14 protein-coding genes are annotated in these 15,829 nt (G+C 67.9%); 6 read left to right on the top strand and 8 right to left on the bottom strand.

Annotated features, from left to right (window positions below):
- Positions 1–19 precede the first annotated feature (19 nt).
- The 4 genes from K2L43_RS12395 to hemC are packed head-to-tail and all read right to left on the bottom strand — an operon-like array spanning position 20 to position 4,152.
- Positions 20–1,303, bottom strand: coding sequence for a heme biosynthesis HemY N-terminal domain-containing protein (locus tag K2L43_RS12395; protein WP_103738049.1), 1,284 nt, complete (start codon positions 1,301–1,303; stop codon positions 20–22).
- A gap of 23 nt (positions 1,304–1,326) precedes the next feature.
- Positions 1,327–2,403 carry a uroporphyrinogen-III C-methyltransferase gene (locus K2L43_RS12390; RefSeq protein ID WP_011806045.1) on the bottom strand — a complete coding sequence of 359 codons (1,077 nt, stop codon included), beginning with the start codon at positions 2,401–2,403 and terminating at the stop codon, positions 1,327–1,329.
- On the bottom strand, positions 2,393–3,217 hold the full coding sequence (locus K2L43_RS12385) for a uroporphyrinogen-III synthase (RefSeq protein ID WP_220637669.1): 825 nt from the start codon (positions 3,215–3,217) through the stop codon (positions 2,393–2,395). The genes K2L43_RS12390 and K2L43_RS12385 overlap by 11 nt, the downstream gene beginning before the upstream one ends.
- Before the next feature lie 2 nt (positions 3,218–3,219).
- Positions 3,220–4,152 carry a hydroxymethylbilane synthase gene (hemC, locus tag K2L43_RS12380; protein WP_015913774.1) on the bottom strand — a complete coding sequence of 311 codons (933 nt, stop codon included), beginning with the start codon at positions 4,150–4,152 and terminating at the stop codon, positions 3,220–3,222.
- Positions 4,153–4,276: 124 nt separating this feature from the next.
- Between hemC and ppc the strand changes: the two genes are divergently transcribed.
- The 4 genes from ppc (at position 4,277) to K2L43_RS12360 (ending at position 10,600) form a co-directional block, all read left to right on the top strand.
- Positions 4,277–7,126 (top strand): phosphoenolpyruvate carboxylase, encoded by a 2,850-nt coding sequence (ppc, locus tag K2L43_RS12375; RefSeq protein ID WP_220637668.1) that lies wholly within the window; start codon positions 4,277–4,279, stop codon positions 7,124–7,126.
- Between the two features lie 9 nt (positions 7,127–7,135).
- Entirely contained in the window at positions 7,136–9,319 is a 2,184-nt protein-coding gene (yccS, locus tag K2L43_RS12370; RefSeq protein ID WP_220637667.1) for a YccS family putative transporter, read from the top strand.
- 97 nt (positions 9,320–9,416) lie between these two features.
- Positions 9,417–10,031 carry a hypothetical protein gene (locus tag K2L43_RS12365; RefSeq protein ID WP_011806040.1) on the top strand — a complete coding sequence of 205 codons (615 nt, stop codon included), beginning with the start codon at positions 9,417–9,419 and terminating at the stop codon, positions 10,029–10,031.
- A 14-nt stretch (positions 10,032–10,045) separates the two neighbouring features.
- Positions 10,046–10,600 carry a FlgO family outer membrane protein gene (locus tag K2L43_RS12360; protein WP_255580445.1) on the top strand — a complete coding sequence of 185 codons (555 nt, stop codon included), beginning with the start codon at positions 10,046–10,048 and terminating at the stop codon, positions 10,598–10,600.
- Between the two features lie 81 nt (positions 10,601–10,681).
- On the opposite strand, the gene flhC is transcribed toward K2L43_RS12360, so the two are convergent.
- The 3 genes from flhC to bfr form a co-directional block, all read right to left on the bottom strand.
- Positions 10,682–11,221 (bottom strand): flagellar transcriptional regulator FlhC, encoded by a 540-nt coding sequence (gene flhC, locus K2L43_RS12355; protein ID WP_011806038.1) that lies wholly within the window; start codon positions 11,219–11,221, stop codon positions 10,682–10,684.
- 40 nt (positions 11,222–11,261) lie between these two features.
- Positions 11,262–11,591 carry a flagellar transcriptional regulator FlhD gene (gene flhD, locus K2L43_RS12350; RefSeq protein WP_011806037.1) on the bottom strand — a complete coding sequence of 110 codons (330 nt, stop codon included), beginning with the start codon at positions 11,589–11,591 and terminating at the stop codon, positions 11,262–11,264.
- A 304-nt stretch (positions 11,592–11,895) separates the two neighbouring features.
- Positions 11,896–12,372, bottom strand: a complete 477-nt coding sequence (gene bfr, locus K2L43_RS12345) for a bacterioferritin (protein ID WP_011806036.1) — start codon at positions 12,370–12,372, stop codon at positions 11,896–11,898.
- Positions 12,373–12,609: 237 nt separating this feature from the next.
- Between bfr and ahpC the strand changes: the two genes are divergently transcribed.
- Positions 12,610–13,173, top strand: coding sequence for an alkyl hydroperoxide reductase subunit C (ahpC, locus tag K2L43_RS12340; RefSeq protein WP_047350525.1), 564 nt, complete (start codon positions 12,610–12,612; stop codon positions 13,171–13,173).
- A 105-nt stretch (positions 13,174–13,278) separates the two neighbouring features.
- Positions 13,279–14,835 (top strand): alkyl hydroperoxide reductase subunit F, encoded by a 1,557-nt coding sequence (gene ahpF, locus K2L43_RS12335; RefSeq protein WP_047350524.1) that lies wholly within the window; start codon positions 13,279–13,281, stop codon positions 14,833–14,835.
- Positions 14,836–14,935: 100 nt separating this feature from the next.
- Here ahpF and K2L43_RS12330 read toward each other — a convergent pair whose 3' ends face one another.
- Entirely contained in the window at positions 14,936–15,766 is an 831-nt protein-coding gene (locus K2L43_RS12330) for a pyruvate, water dikinase regulatory protein (protein ID WP_011806033.1), read from the bottom strand.
- Between the last annotated feature and the right edge of the window lie 63 nt (positions 15,767–15,829).

The raw sequence follows: 15,829 nt of genomic DNA, 5'->3' as shown, positions 1-15,829 counted from the left end.
GGGAAAGGGGGAGTGGTGCTCAGGCGTTCGCCTGGGCGGCTTTCTTCCAGGCATCCGCGGCGGCCTCTGCGTCGCCGCGCTGCTCGGCCAGCTCGGCAAGATGGCGCCAAGCGCTGGCGCGCAGCGACGCATCGGTAAGCTGCTGAGCGGCCTGGGTGAAGAGTTGCTGGGCCTTGCCCCACAGGTTGCGCTGCAGGCAGGCCTTGGCCGACAGGTATTGCAGACGCGCGTTGCGCGGAGCCGCCTGCTGGGCGGACTCGATGCGCGCCAGCCAGTTGGCATCCAGCGCCTGCAGGCTGCCCTCAAGCGCGCGCACCAGTTTGAGCACCTGGGCATCGGGCAGCGGGGGCTGAGCGGGGTCCGTCATGCGTTCCCACACCGGCAGAAGCCATGCGCGCACCTGCATCGCATCGCCGCCCAACTGGCCCAGGCGCTGCGCCGCATGCACGGCAATCTCGGGCATGGCGCGCTCATGGGGCTCCAGCCCCAGCCAGATGCGCTGCAACTGGGCCGGGTCGTAGGCGCCGTTGATCAGTTCCATTGCCAGGCCGCGCACGATGCTCTCGGCGGCGGCCGGCGAAAAAGCGTGGTGCTTGCCCAGCAGACGGGCGGTTTCCAGCGCCTGCTCGGTCTGGTGCGACAGGCGCGATGCCTTGAGTTTGGCGCGCAGTGCCAGCGTGCGGCGCGCCGTGCCGGCCGGCAGGACGGAAAGGCGCTCCAGCGCGGTGGTGGCGTCGCGCTCGTCCAGCGACCAGCGTGCAGCGCGCAGCTGCGCGCCCTCGCGCAATTCCTGCTCGATGGCGACCGCACGATCGGGAATGTTGTCCAGCGCCTGCTGCAAGTGTGCTTCCCGCGTGGCACGGTCCTGCAGCGCATGCGAGCTTTCCGCGGCCACCATGTGGGCCAGCGTGCGCAGCCGACGGCCATGGGGCAGGGCTTCCTTGGCGTCTTCGAGGGCGCGCTCCTGCGCGATCGCGGATTCCGCGGATTTGCGGGCGCGCAGGAAGCGCCCTCCCAGCATCTGCGACAGCGCATCCAGCAGCGCACCGTGCATGGCACGCTCCTTTTGCAGCAGGCGCCAGCGGCGCGCCTGCATGGGTAGCTCCAGCAGCGCCGCCAGGGCGCGCAGCGCCGCGTACAGCAGCGTGAAGCCGCCGAACAGCAGCATCAGCACCATGTTGAGGGACAGGTCGATGCGGTAGGGCGGCCAGAACAGCGTGACCGTGCCCTGGTTGTTGCCCGCAAACAGGGCGACGGCAACGGCCACACCGAACAGGGCCAGGAACCAGAGTGCTGCGCGCATGGGCAGAGTGTCCTAGGGGCGGGTCAACGGCCGGCCGCGGCCGTGGCCAGCGCGGCGAAGGTGTCCTCCAGCGCGGGCATTTCGACGGTCTTCATGTGCGCCTGCAGCTGCTGCAGGGCCTCGATGGCGTTCTGCGTGCGGCGCGAGGCAGGGTCGAAGTACTTGCCCAGCGCGCTGTAGGCGCCGGCCAGGTCGGCGCGCGCCGAATCCATGCGACGCGCCAGCAGGCCCAGCCGTGCATTGAGCAGCTTGAGCTTGAGGTTCTCGCGCAGGAAGAAGGCCTGGTCGGGGGCGAGCAGGATGGCGTCGGGATGGTCGATGCGGCTCACGCGCACCAGGCCGCGCACCTCGTCGCGCACGCCTTCCCAGGTGCGGTGCAGCGTGGCTTGCCAGCGGGGCTGGCTGGCGGTGCTCGCAGCGGGGGCGGGCGCCGTCGCCTCGCCCGCCGGGCGGCGCATGCTGGCTGCCTGGGCCACGCTGCCCAGCAGGGGCAGCTCGTCCACCTGGCGCACCAGGTCGTCCAGGCGGCCGAGCAGACCCGCAGTGTCGATGACGTTGGCGCGCTCCAGGCGCTCCAGGTCATGGCCCATGGCGCGCAGCACGGGCGCCAGGCGCGGCTGCGATGCGCGCTCCACGCGCTGGCTCGCGCTCTTGAGCGCGGCCACCAGGGGCTGCAGGCTGCCCGTGAGCTGGGCCTGCTGCTGCGCCAGGCGGATGGCGGCTTCCACGTCCACCACCAGGTTCTCGTCGCGCGTGCGTGAGAGGCTTTGCATGAGCTCTTCCAGCTGGCTGCGCTGCAGCGCGACTTCGCTCACGCGGGCTTCGGCCACGGCCAGGCGCGTGGAGGTCTCGCGCGCCAGTTCCTGCGCTTGCTGGGCCATGGTGCGCGCCTCGATGGCCTGGGCGCCGGAGTCGGCCGACTGGCGTGCCAACTGCTCCTGGATGGACGACAGCCGCTGCCACAGCATCACCGAACTGGCCAGCGCGGCAATGGCGATGGCGCTCAGCGCGAACAGGGTCGCGCGGCCGCCGTGGGCCGCGGCGGGCCGGGGAGCGGCGGGCGCCGGTGCGGGCAGCCCGGATGAGGACTCATTGCTCATAAAGCGATTCTATCGAGGCTGCCACTTCATCGAACGCCGGACGGCATTCGTGCACGCTGCCAAAGCCGGCCGCACGTGCGGCCTGCGCGATACGCGGGTGGGTGGTCAGGGCGCGGGCCATGCCCCAGTGTTGCGCGGGCAACACAGCATGCAGGTTGGCAATGGCCTCGGAACTGCTCAGCAGCCAGACCGAGCCGTCGCTGGCGGCCGCTTGCGCCAGCACCAGTTGCTGGGCGTCGAGGCGGGGTGCGCCGCGCTCGTACGCGGCGACGAAGTCCACCGCGCCACCCGCAGCGGCAATCTGCCGGGCCAGCCATTCGCGCCCGTTGCCGCCTTCGGCTGTGGGGGCGTTGGCTCCACGCACGATGAGCACGCGGTCGCCCGGGCCGATCTGCGGCGCGACCACCTGCCACAGGGCTTCGGAGTCAAACTGCGCGGCGTCGGCGTCGGCGCCGGGAGCGTCAATGCGCTCGGGCGCAACCCCGGCCTGCACGAGTGCCGCCACGGTACCGGGGCCGGGAGCCCATACTCTCGTTTTGATAGCTGCTAACGCTTGTCCAGAAAGCGCTAGAGGCATATTTGATTCAAAGAAATACTGCGCCGCGTTGCCGCTCACGAACATCACCGCGCAGTAGCGGTCCACGCATGCCCGGGCCTGTTGCAGTTCCTCGCGCAGAGCCGGGTTGGTCACCGGGCCGATGGCGATGAGTGGCAGCGCCAGCGCGGCGATGCCGCGCGCCTGCAGATCGGCGGCCCACTGCGTGGCCTCGCGCGCGGGGCGCGTGACGATGGCCCGGGGCGGCGGCACGGGCAAGGTCAGAGCGCTCCCACCGCGCCCGCAGTGCGCAGCTGTGCGGCGACGGCCAGTCCCAGCGCGTCGGCCTGCTCCAGCGTATGCACGGGGGCCGCGCCCTCGGCGCGCACCAGCGGCACCCGGGCCGCGACGTCGCCCCAGGCGGCGCGCAGCGAGAGCGTGTCGCCGTCCCACTGGCCATGCGCGGCCAGCGGCATGGAGCAGCTCCCCCCCATGGCGCGGCTTACGGCACGCTCGGCCGTCACCGTGAGCCAGGTGCGCTCATGGGCCAGCGGCGCCAGCGCCTCACGCAGGTCGTGGCGGTCGCCGCGGATCTCGATGCCCAACGCGCCCTGGCCGGCGGCGGGCAGCATCTGCTCGGGCGTGAACACGGCGCGGATGCGTTCGTGCAGGCCCAAGCGCTTCAGGCCTGCGGCCGCGAGCACGATGGCCGCGTACTGGCCCTCGTCCAGCTTGCGCAAGCGCGTCTGCACGTTGCCGCGCAGCGGCTCGATCTGCAGGTCGGGGCGCAGCGCTTGCAGCAGCACCTGGCGGCGCAGGCTGGACGTGCCCACCACCGCCCCGTGGGGCAGCTCGTCCAGCGATGCGTAGCCGGGCGACACGAAGGCGTCGCGCGGGTCCTCGCGCTCCATCACACAGGCCAGGGCGAAGCCCTGGGGCAGCTCCATGGGAACGTCCTTGAGCGAATGCACTGCGATGTCGGCGCGGCCTTCCTCCAGCGCCACTTCCAGCTCCTTCACGAACAGGCCCTTGCCGCCCACCTTGGACAGCGTACGGTCCAGGATCTGGTCGCCGCGCGTGGTCATGCCCAGCAGCGCCACGGCGTGGCCGCGCGCGCGCAGCAAGGACTGCACATGCTCGGCCTGCCAGAGCGCGAGTTGGCTTTCGCGCGTGGCGATCACGATGGAAGGAAGCGAGGGGGAGGGAGTGGTCATTGCGGCGTCTGTCTCGGCCCCCGCAGGCACGGCGGCGGGGCAGCGGGGAATGCTAGCATGCTGCGCTGCAACAGCCGCGCCATTCCATCAACCATCCCATCGGCGCGCCAGGAGACCTTTGCGCATGACCGCCCCCGCCCGCAAGACCGACGCCGCCGCGGCGCCGGCGCCCGCCCGCAAGACCGACAAGGACCTGCCGCTGATCCAGGACATCCGCCTGCTGGGGCGCATCCTGGGCGACGTGATCCGCGAGCAGGAGGGCGTGGCGGCCTATGACCTGGTGGAGCAGGTCCGCAAGCTGTCAGTGGCCTTCCGGCGCGACGCGGACCACGAGGCCGACAAGGCGCTGAAGAAGCTGCTCAAGGGCCTGACGGGCGACCAGACGGTGAGCGTGATCCGCGCCTTCACGTACTTCAGCCACCTGGCCAACCTGGCCGAGGACCGCCACCACATCCGCCGCCGCGCCGTGCACGAGCGCGCGGGCAGCGCGCAGGAGGGCAGCATCGAGGTGGCACTGGCGCGCCTGCGCTGGGCCGGCATCGCGCCGCGCACCGTGGCGCAGACGCTGGCCACCAGCTATGTGGCGCCGGTGCTCACGGCCCACCCGACCGAGGTGCAGCGCAAGAGCATCCTGGACGCGGAGCGCGAGATCGCCCTGCTGCTGACCCAGCGCGACGATATCCAGGCGCGCGCCCAGCTCTACAACAGTGCGAAGGACACGCTCACCCCGCGCGAGCTGGCCGCCAACGAGGCGCAGCTGCGCGCGCGCGTGGCCCAGCTGTGGCAGACGCGGCTGCTGCGCTACTCCAAGCTCACCGTGGCCGACGAGATCGAGAACGCCCTTTCGTACTACGAATACACCTTCCTGCACGAGATCCCCAAGATCTATGCCGAGCTGGAGCGCGAGCTGGGCGGCAACCAGCCCGTGGCGAGCTTTCTGCGCATGGGCCAGTGGATCGGTGGCGACCGCGACGGCAACCCCAACGTGAGCGCCGACACGCTGGCCCTGGCCCTGCGCCGCCAGGCCGAGGTGGCGCTGCGCCACTACCTGACCGAGGTGCATCACCTGGGGCGCGAGCTGTCGCTCTCCAGCAACCTGGTGCAGGTCTCGGCCGAGATGCTGCAGCTCGCCGCACGCTCGCCCGACACCAGCGAGCACCGCCGCGACGAGCCCTACCGCCGCGCACTTACGGGCGTGTACGCGCGCCTGGCCGCCACGCTCAGGGATTTGACGGGCGGCGAGGCTGCACGCCATGCCGTAGCCCCACAGAATGCGTACGCCAGCGCGGGCGAGTTTTTGGCCGATCTGCGCGTGATCGAGGCTTCGCTGCGCTCGCACCGCGGTGCGGCCCTGGTGGGCGAACGCCTGCGCCCGCTGATGCGCGCAGTGGAAGTGTTCGGTTTTCACCTGGCCACGGTGGATCTGCGCCAAAGCTCCGACCAGCACGAGCGCGTGGTGGCCGAACTGCTGGCCACCGCCCGTGTGGAGTCCGACTACGAGGCCCTGCCCGAGCCCGCGCGCCGCGCGTTGCTGCTGCGCCTGCTGTGTGACGCACGGCCCCTGCGCGTGGTGGGGGCGCCGTATTCCGAGCACACGACGGGCGAGGTCGCCATCTTCGAGACCGCGCGCCAGATGCGCGAGCGCTATGGCGACGACGCCATCCGCCACTACATCATCAGCCACACCGAGACGGTGAGCGACCTGCTGGAGGTGCTGCTGCTGCAAAAGGAGGTGGGTCTGCTGCAAGGCACGCTGGACACGGGCGCCAGGGCGGACCTGATCGTGGTGCCGCTGTTCGAGACGATCGAGGACCTGCGCAATGCCGCGCCCATCATGCGCGAGTTCTACGCGATCCCTGGCATCGCGCAGTTGGTGCGCGCCAGCGGGGCCGAGCAGGACATCATGCTCGGCTACAGCGACAGCAACAAGGACGGCGGCATTTTCACCAGCAACTGGGAGCTGTACCGCGCCGAGATCGCGCTGGTGGCGCTGTTCGACGAGATGAACGCCGCCCAGGCGGGCGCGCCCATCCAGCTGCGCATGTTCCACGGCCGTGGCGGCACGGTGGGGCGTGGCGGCGGGCCCAGCTACCAGGCCATCCTGGCGCAGCCGCCCGGCACCGTGCGCGGGCAGATCCGCCTGACCGAGCAGGGCGAGGTGATCGCCTCCAAGTACGCCAACCCCGAGATCGGCCGGCGCAATCTGGAGACCCTGGTGGCCGCCACGCTGGAAGCCACGCTGCTGCAACCCACCAAGTCCGCCACCAAGGCGTTCCTGGAAGCGGCCGAGCAGCTCTCTCAGGCCAGCATGGAGGCTTACCGCGCGCTGGTGTACGAGACGCCGGGCTTCACCGATTACTTCTTCAATTCCACGCCGATCCGCGAGATTGCCGAGCTCAACATCGGCTCGCGCCCAGCCAGCCGCAAGGCCAGCCAGCAGATCGAGGATCTGCGCGCCATTCCCTGGGGCTTCAGCTGGGGCCAGTGCCGCCTCACGCTGCCGGGATGGTTTGGCTTCGGCGCGGCGGTGGATGCCTTCACGCATGCACCGGGCAAGGACCCCAAGGCCCAGCTGGCGCTGTTGCAGAAGATGTACCGGCAGTGGCCGTTTTTTCGCACGCTGCTGTCCAACATGGACATGGTGCTGGCCAAGAGCGACCTGGCGCTGGCCTCGCGCTACAGCGAGCTGGTGGCCGATGCGCGCCTGCGCAAAAAGGTGTTCGGTGTGATCGAGGCCGAATGGCAGCGCACGGCCGACGCGCTCACGCGCATCACGGGGGAAAAGCAGCGCCTGGCGGCCAACACGGCGCTGGCGCGCTCCATACGGCACCGCTTCCCCTACATCGACCCCCTGCACCACCTGCAGGTGGAGCTGGTGCGCCGCTGGCGCGCGGGCCAGGGCGACGAGCGCGTGCAGACCGGCATTCACATCTCCATCAACGGCATTGCCGCGGGACTGCGCAATACGGGCTGAGGTACGGGCGTGGTAGACGGCATCACGGCGCAGTGGCTGCAACGCCTGGGCGCGCAGGTCGCCTGGGCTTACGGCCTGCGCGTGCTGCTCGCGCTGGGCGGCGCCATGGCCTGGAGCTGGGGCACGCACCAGGTGGAGCTGGTGGTGCCGCTGTTCCTGGGCGTGCTCGCGTCTGCGCTGGCCGAGACGGATGACAGCTGGCGCGGCCGCCTGAAGGCGCTGCTGGTCACACTGGCGTGCTTCGCGCTGGTGGCCTTCCCGGTGGCGGCGCTCGTGGACCAGCCGCTGTGGTTCCTGGTGGTGCTGCTGGTGTGCAGCTTCGTCTTCACATTGCTGGGCGCGGTCGGCGGGCGCTACCGTGCGATCGCTTCGGCCACGGTGATCCTGGCGCTGTATGCGGCACTCAGCGTGCCCCAGGGTGCGGGCGACACGCAGCCCTGGTGGCGCATGCCTGCGCTGCTGCTGGCCGGCGCGGGGTGGTACGGACTGTTGTCGTTGGCGTGGTGTGTGCTCACGCCGTTGTTGCCCCTGCGGCATGGCATGGCTGCGCTGTACGAGGAGCTGGGCGCCTACCTGCGGCTCAAGGCCAGCGTCTTCGAGCCCGTGCGCGGCGTGGATGTGCAGCAAAGGCGGCTGGCGCTGGCACAGACCAATGCGCGCGTGGTGGCGGCGCTCAACAGCGCCAAGGAAAGCCTGTTCAGCCGCATGGGCGCGCAGCCGCCCCAGGGACGGCTGCTGCAGCTGCTCAACCTGTATTTCATCGCCCAGGATATTCACGAGCGCGCGAGCTCCTCGCACTACCACTACAACGAATGGGCGGACGTGCTCTTTCACAGCGATGTGCTGTACCGCTGCCAGCGCGTCCTCACGCTGCAGGGCATGGCCTGCACGCAGCTGGGTGAAGCACTGCGCCGGCGCCGCCCGCTGGTACGCGATGCGGGGCATGCGCAGGCACTGGCAGACCTGCATGATTCCATCACCTACCTGGAGCGCCAGGGCCAGAGCGCCTGGCAGCGTCCGCTGCGCTCGCTGCGCGCGCTGGCGCGCAACCTCAGCACGCTGGACGCGCAACTCACCACCGCCACGCTGCCCATGCAAAACGCGGTGCTGGGGGACATCGCATTGTTCGACCGCACGCCGCGCTCGCTGGCCGATGCGTGGGGCCGCGTGCGTGCGCAGCTGCATGCGCGCTCGGTGCTGTTTCGGCATGCGGTGCGCCTCACGCTGGCGTTGGCCGCGGGGTATGCCGCCATGCAGCTCACGGACCCGCGGCATGGCTACTGGATCCTGCTGACCACGCTGTTCGTCTGCCAGCCGACCTATGGGGCCACCGTGTCCCGCGTGGCGCGGCGCGTGCTGGGCACCGCGCTGGGGCTGGTGGCGGGCTGGGCGTTGCTGGAGCTGTTCCCCAGCCCGACCCTGCAGGCGCTCTTGGCCGTGGCGGCGGGGGTGCTGTTCTTCCTTACGCGCACCCAGCGCTACCTGCTGGCCACGGCGGCCATCACGCTGATGGTGCTGCTGTGCTTCAACCAGACCACGGGCGAAGGCTACACGCTCATCCTGCCGCGCCTGCTGGACACGGTGATCGGCAGTCTCATCGCAGCGGCCGCCATGTTCCTGGTGCTGCCTGACTGGCAGGGCAAGCGCCTGGGTGCCGTGGCGGCCGAGGCGCTGGAGGCCCATGCGCTGTACCTGCGCGAGATCATGTCGCAGTACGCCACGGGCAAGGACGACGACCTGGACTACCGCCTGGCGCGCCGCGTGGCGCACAACGCCGATGCGGCCCTGTCTGCCGCCCTGTCGCACATGCTGCTGGAGCCGCGCTGGGTGCGCCGCCACGCGCGCGTGGGCCTGCAGTTGCTGGTGCTCTCGCACACGCTGTTGAGCTATCTGTCGGCCCTGGGTGCGCACCGCGGTCTGCCGGCCGACGTGGCGGCCGATTCGTTGGCAGAGCGCGCCGCCCGTGAGGCCGCGGACCAGATCGAGCAGATGGCCCAGGCGCTGCGCGGGCGGCATGCGCTGGCGCAGGAGGATGGCGCTGCCGAGGGGTTGGCGCTGGCGCTGGAGCAGGCGGCCGATGCCTCCGGCGACGGCCTATCGCTCGTGCAGGCCCAGTTGGCGCTGGTGTGCCGGCAGGTGGCGCCGCTGCGGGCCGCGGTGCGCTCGCTTGCCGGGCAGGGCGCGGCGGCCTGAGGCTGATCTAGCCCGCAAAGCCCGTCTTGTTCCACCCTTGGGGCGCAGGCGCACCGGCTAGCATGGCCGGTCGTCACGCAATACATATTCTTCGATCATGAGAAACCGGGTTTTGGCCTTCTGCGTCCTGGCCGGGCTGGCGGCCGGCTGCGCGCCCCTGCCAACGGCGCCGCACGGCGCGACGCCGGAGGGGGCGCACGCGCCCACGGAGCAACAGGCGGTGAACGCAGTCCGCCAATGGGACGTGCTGGCTGCCGACGTGGCGGCGCATGTGGCCGACCGGCTGCGTGCGTGGCCCGCAGGGCAGCACCCGATCCATGTGGAGATGGCCCCCCAGGCCTCCGACTTTCAGCGCGGCTTTCGCGAGTTGCTGGTCACGCATTTGGTGGAGCGGGGCATCGCCGTAACCACCGAACCCGTAGCCCTGCGGTTGCGGGCCAGCACCCAGCTGGTGCAGCACCACGCGGGTGCGGCGTCCGCGGCGCCGTTGCAGCGCCTGGCCGAAGGTGTGTACGTGCGGCGCAATGCAACGCATGCGGACGCGAGTGTGCCGATGCGCACCGAGGTGCTGGTCGTCACGTCGCTGGAAAGCGAGGGCCGGGTGCTGGTGCGCACATCTGACGTGTACACGATCGCGCAGCCGGACGCACCGCTGTACCAGCGCCCCGCTGCGGCGCCGGGGCCCCTCACGACCTGGCGGGTCGTGCCATGAAGGAGGGAGACCGCATGACGCAACGCATTGGAATACAGCGGCGCGTGCTGCTGGCAGCGGTGCTGACCGCCAGCGCATTGGCCCTGCCGGGCTGCGCACGCTACTACTACGGCGCTGCGGCCAGCAGCGACCCCGTGGACCTGATGGCCAGCAACCACGGCGCCGCGGATGCGCTGTTGCTGCAAGTGCCGCTGGATCCCGATACCCCTGTGTTGGTGGCAACGGTGGTGCAGTTGGACCGGTTGGATGAATCTTCGCGCCTGGGGCGCTTGGTGGCCGAGCAACTGGCGGGCCGGCTGGCCCAGCGCGGCTTGCGCGTGACCGAGTTGCGCATGCGCGAGACCCTGGCGATGCGCCCCGGCCAGGGCGAGCTGCTGCTGTCGCGGCACGCACAGGAGGTGGCGCGCGCCCAGGCGGCCCAGGCCGTGCTGGTGGGCACCTACGCGGTGGCGTCGCAGGCGGTTTACGTGAGCCTGAAGCTGGTGGGCGCGGGCAACGCGGTGCTGGCGGCGCACGACTATGCACTGCCCATGGATGCCAACGTGCGCGGTCTGCTGGCGGGCCGGTAGCCCATTGCCGCGCCGTTATGCTATTTATTTAATAGCTGTTAGCGCCTGATGGGTAAGCGCTAGAAGCCATTTTGACTTGAATTAGTGCAGCGTGAGTGCGCCGGCGCTCTTGCTCTTGCCGGCACGTGCGGGCGGGTTGCACAGGCCGCAGGTGTAGTGGCGGTTCTCGTACAGCTCGGTGACGAATTGGCCGCCGCACTGCGAGCACTTGGTGCGCGTGAGCATGCCGGCATCCACGAACTTCACCAGCCGCCAGGCGCGCGTGAAGGACAGCAGCGGGTCGATCTGCGCCGCGGCCACCTGCTCGTTGTAGAGGCGATAGGCCTTGGTGAGCAGCTCCACCGCGTCCAGGCTCACGCCCTTGGACAGGTATTCGTAGATGTTCAGGAACAGCGAGCTGTGGATGTTTTCCTGCCAGGTGAGGAACCAATCCGTGGAGAAGGGCAGCTGTCCCTTGGACGGCGACTTGCCCGCGATCTCCTTGTACAGGCGGATGAGGCGTTCGTACGACAGCGTGGTCTCGGACTCCAGCACCTGCATGCGGGCTCCCATCTCGATCAGCATGGCGGCGCGTTCGATTTGCTTGGATTCGTTGAGAACGCTCTTGGCGGGTGCGGACATGGCGGGCTTTCGGAAGAAGAGGGAACGCTGGCGTGGGACTTCAGAGCACTTCGGAGACGCGGCTGGCCATCAGGATGTTGGCGTGCAGCGTGTTGGTGGCTTCGCTGGCGGCTTTGCGCGGCGTGTTGTGGCTGGTCAGCAGGCTCCACACCAGTTCGTCGTCCACGCGGAAACTGCACAGCAGCGTGTTGCGTGAGGCCAGCTTGAGCACCTGTGCGGCGGACAGCGATGCCAGAATGTCGGCCGCTTCTTCGTTCAGCCCCAGACGGAACACGGCTTCGGCCTTGTCCTGGCGGATCAGGGTCTGCGCCAGCATCAGGTAAGTGAGGTTGGCTTCGCGGATTTCGGCGAGCAGTTGTTCGGAGGTCATGGGGCAATCCTTTCCAAGAGGGGATCACTGCGTTGCATAACGTTGCATGTGTTGCGTGATCCGATGAAATGGATTGTGAAACCGGGGCAAAAAGAAATTAAGTCGGGGTTCGGCGCTGCGTGGCGTCTGGCGGATGAGCAGCCTTTGTAGGAATTTGCCTTACAGCGGCGTCGGCGTGTGGCGCGTGTTTGCGGTGGTGGTTTCGCCGATACAGGCATGAAAAAACGGGCCGCAGCCCGTTGGATGGAGTGCACGCGGTCGTGCGCAGGGTGGAAGGCACCGTGTCAGGCGCCTGGCGCCTGGCTCAGTCGGCGTCGCCCATCTGGGACTGCAGGTAGTTCTGCAGCCCGACCTTGGCGACCAGTTCGATCTGGGTTTCCAGAAAATCGATGTGCTCTTCGGTGTCTTCGAGGATGTCTTCCAGCAGTTCGCGCGAGACGTAGTCGCGTACGGACTCGCAGTAGGCAATACCTTCCTTGATGGTGGCCTGCGCTCCGCGCTCGGCGCGCAAATCGCATTCCAGGATCTCGGGTACGTCTTCGCCCACCTGCAGCTTGGCCAGGTCCTGCAGGTTGGGCAGGCCGTCCAGCATGAAGATGCGGTCCATCAGCCGGTCGGCGTGCTTCATCTCGCCGATGGACTCGTCGTATTCCTTCTTGGCCAGCTTGTCGAAGCCCCAGTGCTTGAGCATGCGGTAGTGCAGGAAGTACTGGTTGATGGCCGTGAGCTCATTCTTCAGCTGGGCCTGCAGGTGTGCGATGACTTGCGCGTCGCCTTTCATGGGGCTTCTCCTTTCAGTCAGAAAGGGGCATTGTCATGACCCTGGCACCAGGGGGCAAGACAATGCCCCTGCATGCAGGCTTTGCCTGCGTGTGATGCTGAGTCGTGTTCTCGAATGGAATGAGACGATAGTCAATATCAATTCAATTGATGTGTTCAATTTATTGGATTTATCATTCGATCCGGCCTAAACTTCAGTCTTGTTCTAGCCCATCAACCTAAGTAAGAGGAAACAGCAATGTCCGTGCTTAACACCACTATCAAGCCTTTCAAGGCGCAAGCCTTCAAGAACGGCAAGTTTATCGAAGTGACCGAGAAGGACGTCCTGGGCAAGTGGGCCGTGTTCTTCTTCTACCCGGCCGACTTCACCTTCGTGTGTCCCACCGAGCTGGGCGACGTGGCCGACCACTACGACGAGCTGCAGAAGCTGGGTGTTGAGGTGTACTCCGTGTCCACCGACACGCACTTCGTGCACAAGGCATGGCATGACGCCTCCGACACGATCCGCAAGATCAAGTACACGATGCTGGGCGACCCCACCTGGCAAATCAGCCAGAACTTCGACTGCCTGCGCGAAGGCCAGGGCCTGGCAGACCGCGCCACGTTCATCGTGGACCCCCAGGGCGTGATCCAAGCGATGGAAATCACCGCCGAAGGCATCGGCCGCAACGCCGCCGATCTGCTGCGCAAGGTCAAGGCTGCCCAATACGTGGCCAGCCACCCCGGTGAAGTGTGCCCCGCCAAGTGGGAAGAGGGCGCCAAGACGCTGGCTCCTTCGCTGGACCTGGTCGGCAAGATCTAAGCTGGCACCAGCCACGTTCAGCCGCCGCGGCGGCTGACCAAGACGCCCGGGTGCCAGGCGCCCGGGTTTTTTTTGCCCATAACTAGATTGATTAGGAGTAACCCTATGCTCGACGCCAACCTCCAAGCCCAATTGAAAGCCTATCTGGAGCGCCTGCAGCGCCCGGTGGAGCTGGTCGCCACGCTGGACGATGGCGCCACTTCCCAAGAGCTGCGGGAACTGCTCCAGGAGATCCGCTCTCTCTCCGACAAGATCACCGTGGTCGAGAAGAACGACGCGCCCGTGCGCAAGCCGTCCTTCCTGATCACCAACCCCGGCGTGGACACCGGCGTGCGTTTCGCGGGCGTCCCCCTGGGCCATGAGTTCACCTCGCTGGTGCTGGCGCTGCTGCAGGTGGGCGGCCATCCCTCCAAGGAATCGGCGGACCTGCTGGAGCAGGTGAAGAACCTGGACGGCGATTTCCATTTCGAGACCTACTACTCCCTGTCCTGCCACAACTGCCCGGACGTGGTGCAGGCCCTGAACCTGATGAGCGTGCTCAACCCGCGCATCACGCACACGGCCATCGACGGCGCCGTGTTCCAGGACGAGATCAAGGAACGCCAGATCATGGGCGTGCCCACGGTGTTCCTGAACGGCAAGAATTTCGGCCAGGGCCGCATGGAGCTGGCCGAGATCGTGGCCAAGATCGACAGCGGCGCGCATGCCCGCGTGGCAGCCAAGCTCAACGCCATGGAGCCGTTTGACGTGCTGGTGGTCGGCGGTGGCCCCGCCGGCGCTGCGGCCGCCGTGTATGCGGCGCGCAAGGGCATTCGTACCGGCGTGGTGGCCGAGCGCTTCGGCGGCCAGGTGCTGGATACCGTGGACATCGAGAATTACATCTCGGTGAGCAAGACCGAAGGCCCCAAGTTCGCCATCGCGCTGGAGCAGCACGTCAATGACTACGACGTCGAGGTGATGAACCTGCAGCGCGCCAAGGCCCTCAAGCCCGCCGCAACCGAAGGCGGCCTGGTGGAAATCGAACTCGAAAACGGCGCAACGCTCAAGAGCAAGACCGTGATCCTGTCGACCGGCGCGCGCTGGCGCAACATGAACGTGCCGGGCGAGGAGCAGTACCGCACCAAGGGCGTGACGTACTGCCCGCACTGCGACGGCCCGCTGTTCAAGGGCAAGGACGTGGCGGTCATCGGCGGCGGCAACTCGGGCGTGGAGGCCGCGATCGACCTGGCCGGCATCGTCAAGAGCGTGACGGTGCTGGAGTTCGCCAGCGAGTTGAAGGCCGATGGCGTGCTGCAGAAAAAGCTGCGCAGCCTGCCCAACGTGACGGTCATCCTGAACGCCCAGACCACGGAAGTGAATGGCGACGGCAGCAAGGTCACCGGCCTGACCTACAAGGACCGCACGACGGACGAGGCCAAGACCGTGGCGGTCGAGGGCATCTTCGTGCAGATCGGTCTGTTGCCCAACACCGACTGGCTCAAGGGCACGGTGGACCTGACGCGCTTTGGCGAGATCATCATCGACGCCCGGGGCCACACCAACGTGCCGGGCGTGTTCGCCGCGGGAGACTGCACCAACGTGCCGTACAAGCAGATCATCATCGCCGCAGGGGCGGGCGCGACGGCGGCCTTGTCGGCCTTCGACCACCTGATTCGCCACTGATATCTAAGCCAAATTGGCCTCTAGCGCTTACCAGTCAAGCGCTGATAGCTATCAAAAACAAAGCGCCTTTCGGGGCGCTTTTGTTTTGATGCAGGGGCGGTCAGTACTGCAGCCGTTCCGGCCGCACCTCCTGCAGGATGGTGGTCGCGATCTCCTCGATGCTCTTGGTGGTGGTGGACAGCCAGCGAATGCCCGAGCGGCGCATCATCGCCTCGGCCTCGGCCACCTCGTTGCGGCAGTTCACCAGATCGGCGTACCGGGAGCCGGGGCGCCGCTCATTGCGGATCTGCGACAGCCGTTGCGGGTCGATCGTCAGGCCGAAGATCTTCTTGCGGTGCGGCACCAGCGCGGGCGGCAGTTGGCGGCGCTCGAAGTCCTCGGGGATCAGTGGATAGTTGGCCACTTTCAGGCCGCACTGCATGGCCAGGTACAGGCTCGTGGGCGTCTTGCCGCTGCGCGACACGCCGATCAGGATCACGTCCGCACCCGACAGGTCGCGGTGGCTCTGGCCGTCGTCGTGGTCCAGGCTGAAGTTGATGGCTTCGATGCGGTCGCTGTATTCCTTGGACACGCTGATGTCCGAGAAACGCCCCACGCGGTGGTGTGACTTCACGCCCAGCTCGGACTCCAGCGGGCGGATGAAGGTGCCGAACATGTCCAGCAGCATGCCCCTGCAGCCGTCCTCGATGATCTTGAGCACGCTCATGTTCACCAGCGTGGTGAACACGATGGGCTTCTTGCCCTCCAGCTCGGCCGTGTGGTTGATCTGGCGCACCACCTGGTGCGCCTTGTCCTCGGTATCGATGAAGGGCAGGCGCACGTGGCGCGGGCGGATGTCGAACTGCGCCAGGATGGCATTGCCGAAGGTCTCGGCCGTGATGCCGGTGCCGTCGGAGATATAGAACACGGTGCGCGTGTGCGTGGCAAGCATGGGAAAGGAAGAGCGGGAAGGAGAGCGTGGTGATGCGATGGCGCGTGCGCTGCGGTGGGCAGC

Source organism: Diaphorobacter sp. MNS-0, assembly GCF_019602835.1.
In the GTDB taxonomy this organism is placed as follows: Bacteria; Pseudomonadota; Gammaproteobacteria; order Burkholderiales; family Burkholderiaceae_C; genus Diaphorobacter; species Diaphorobacter nitroreducens.
Note: the sequence above shows the minus strand (reverse complement) of the source record. Positions and strands in the feature narration are given on the sequence as shown.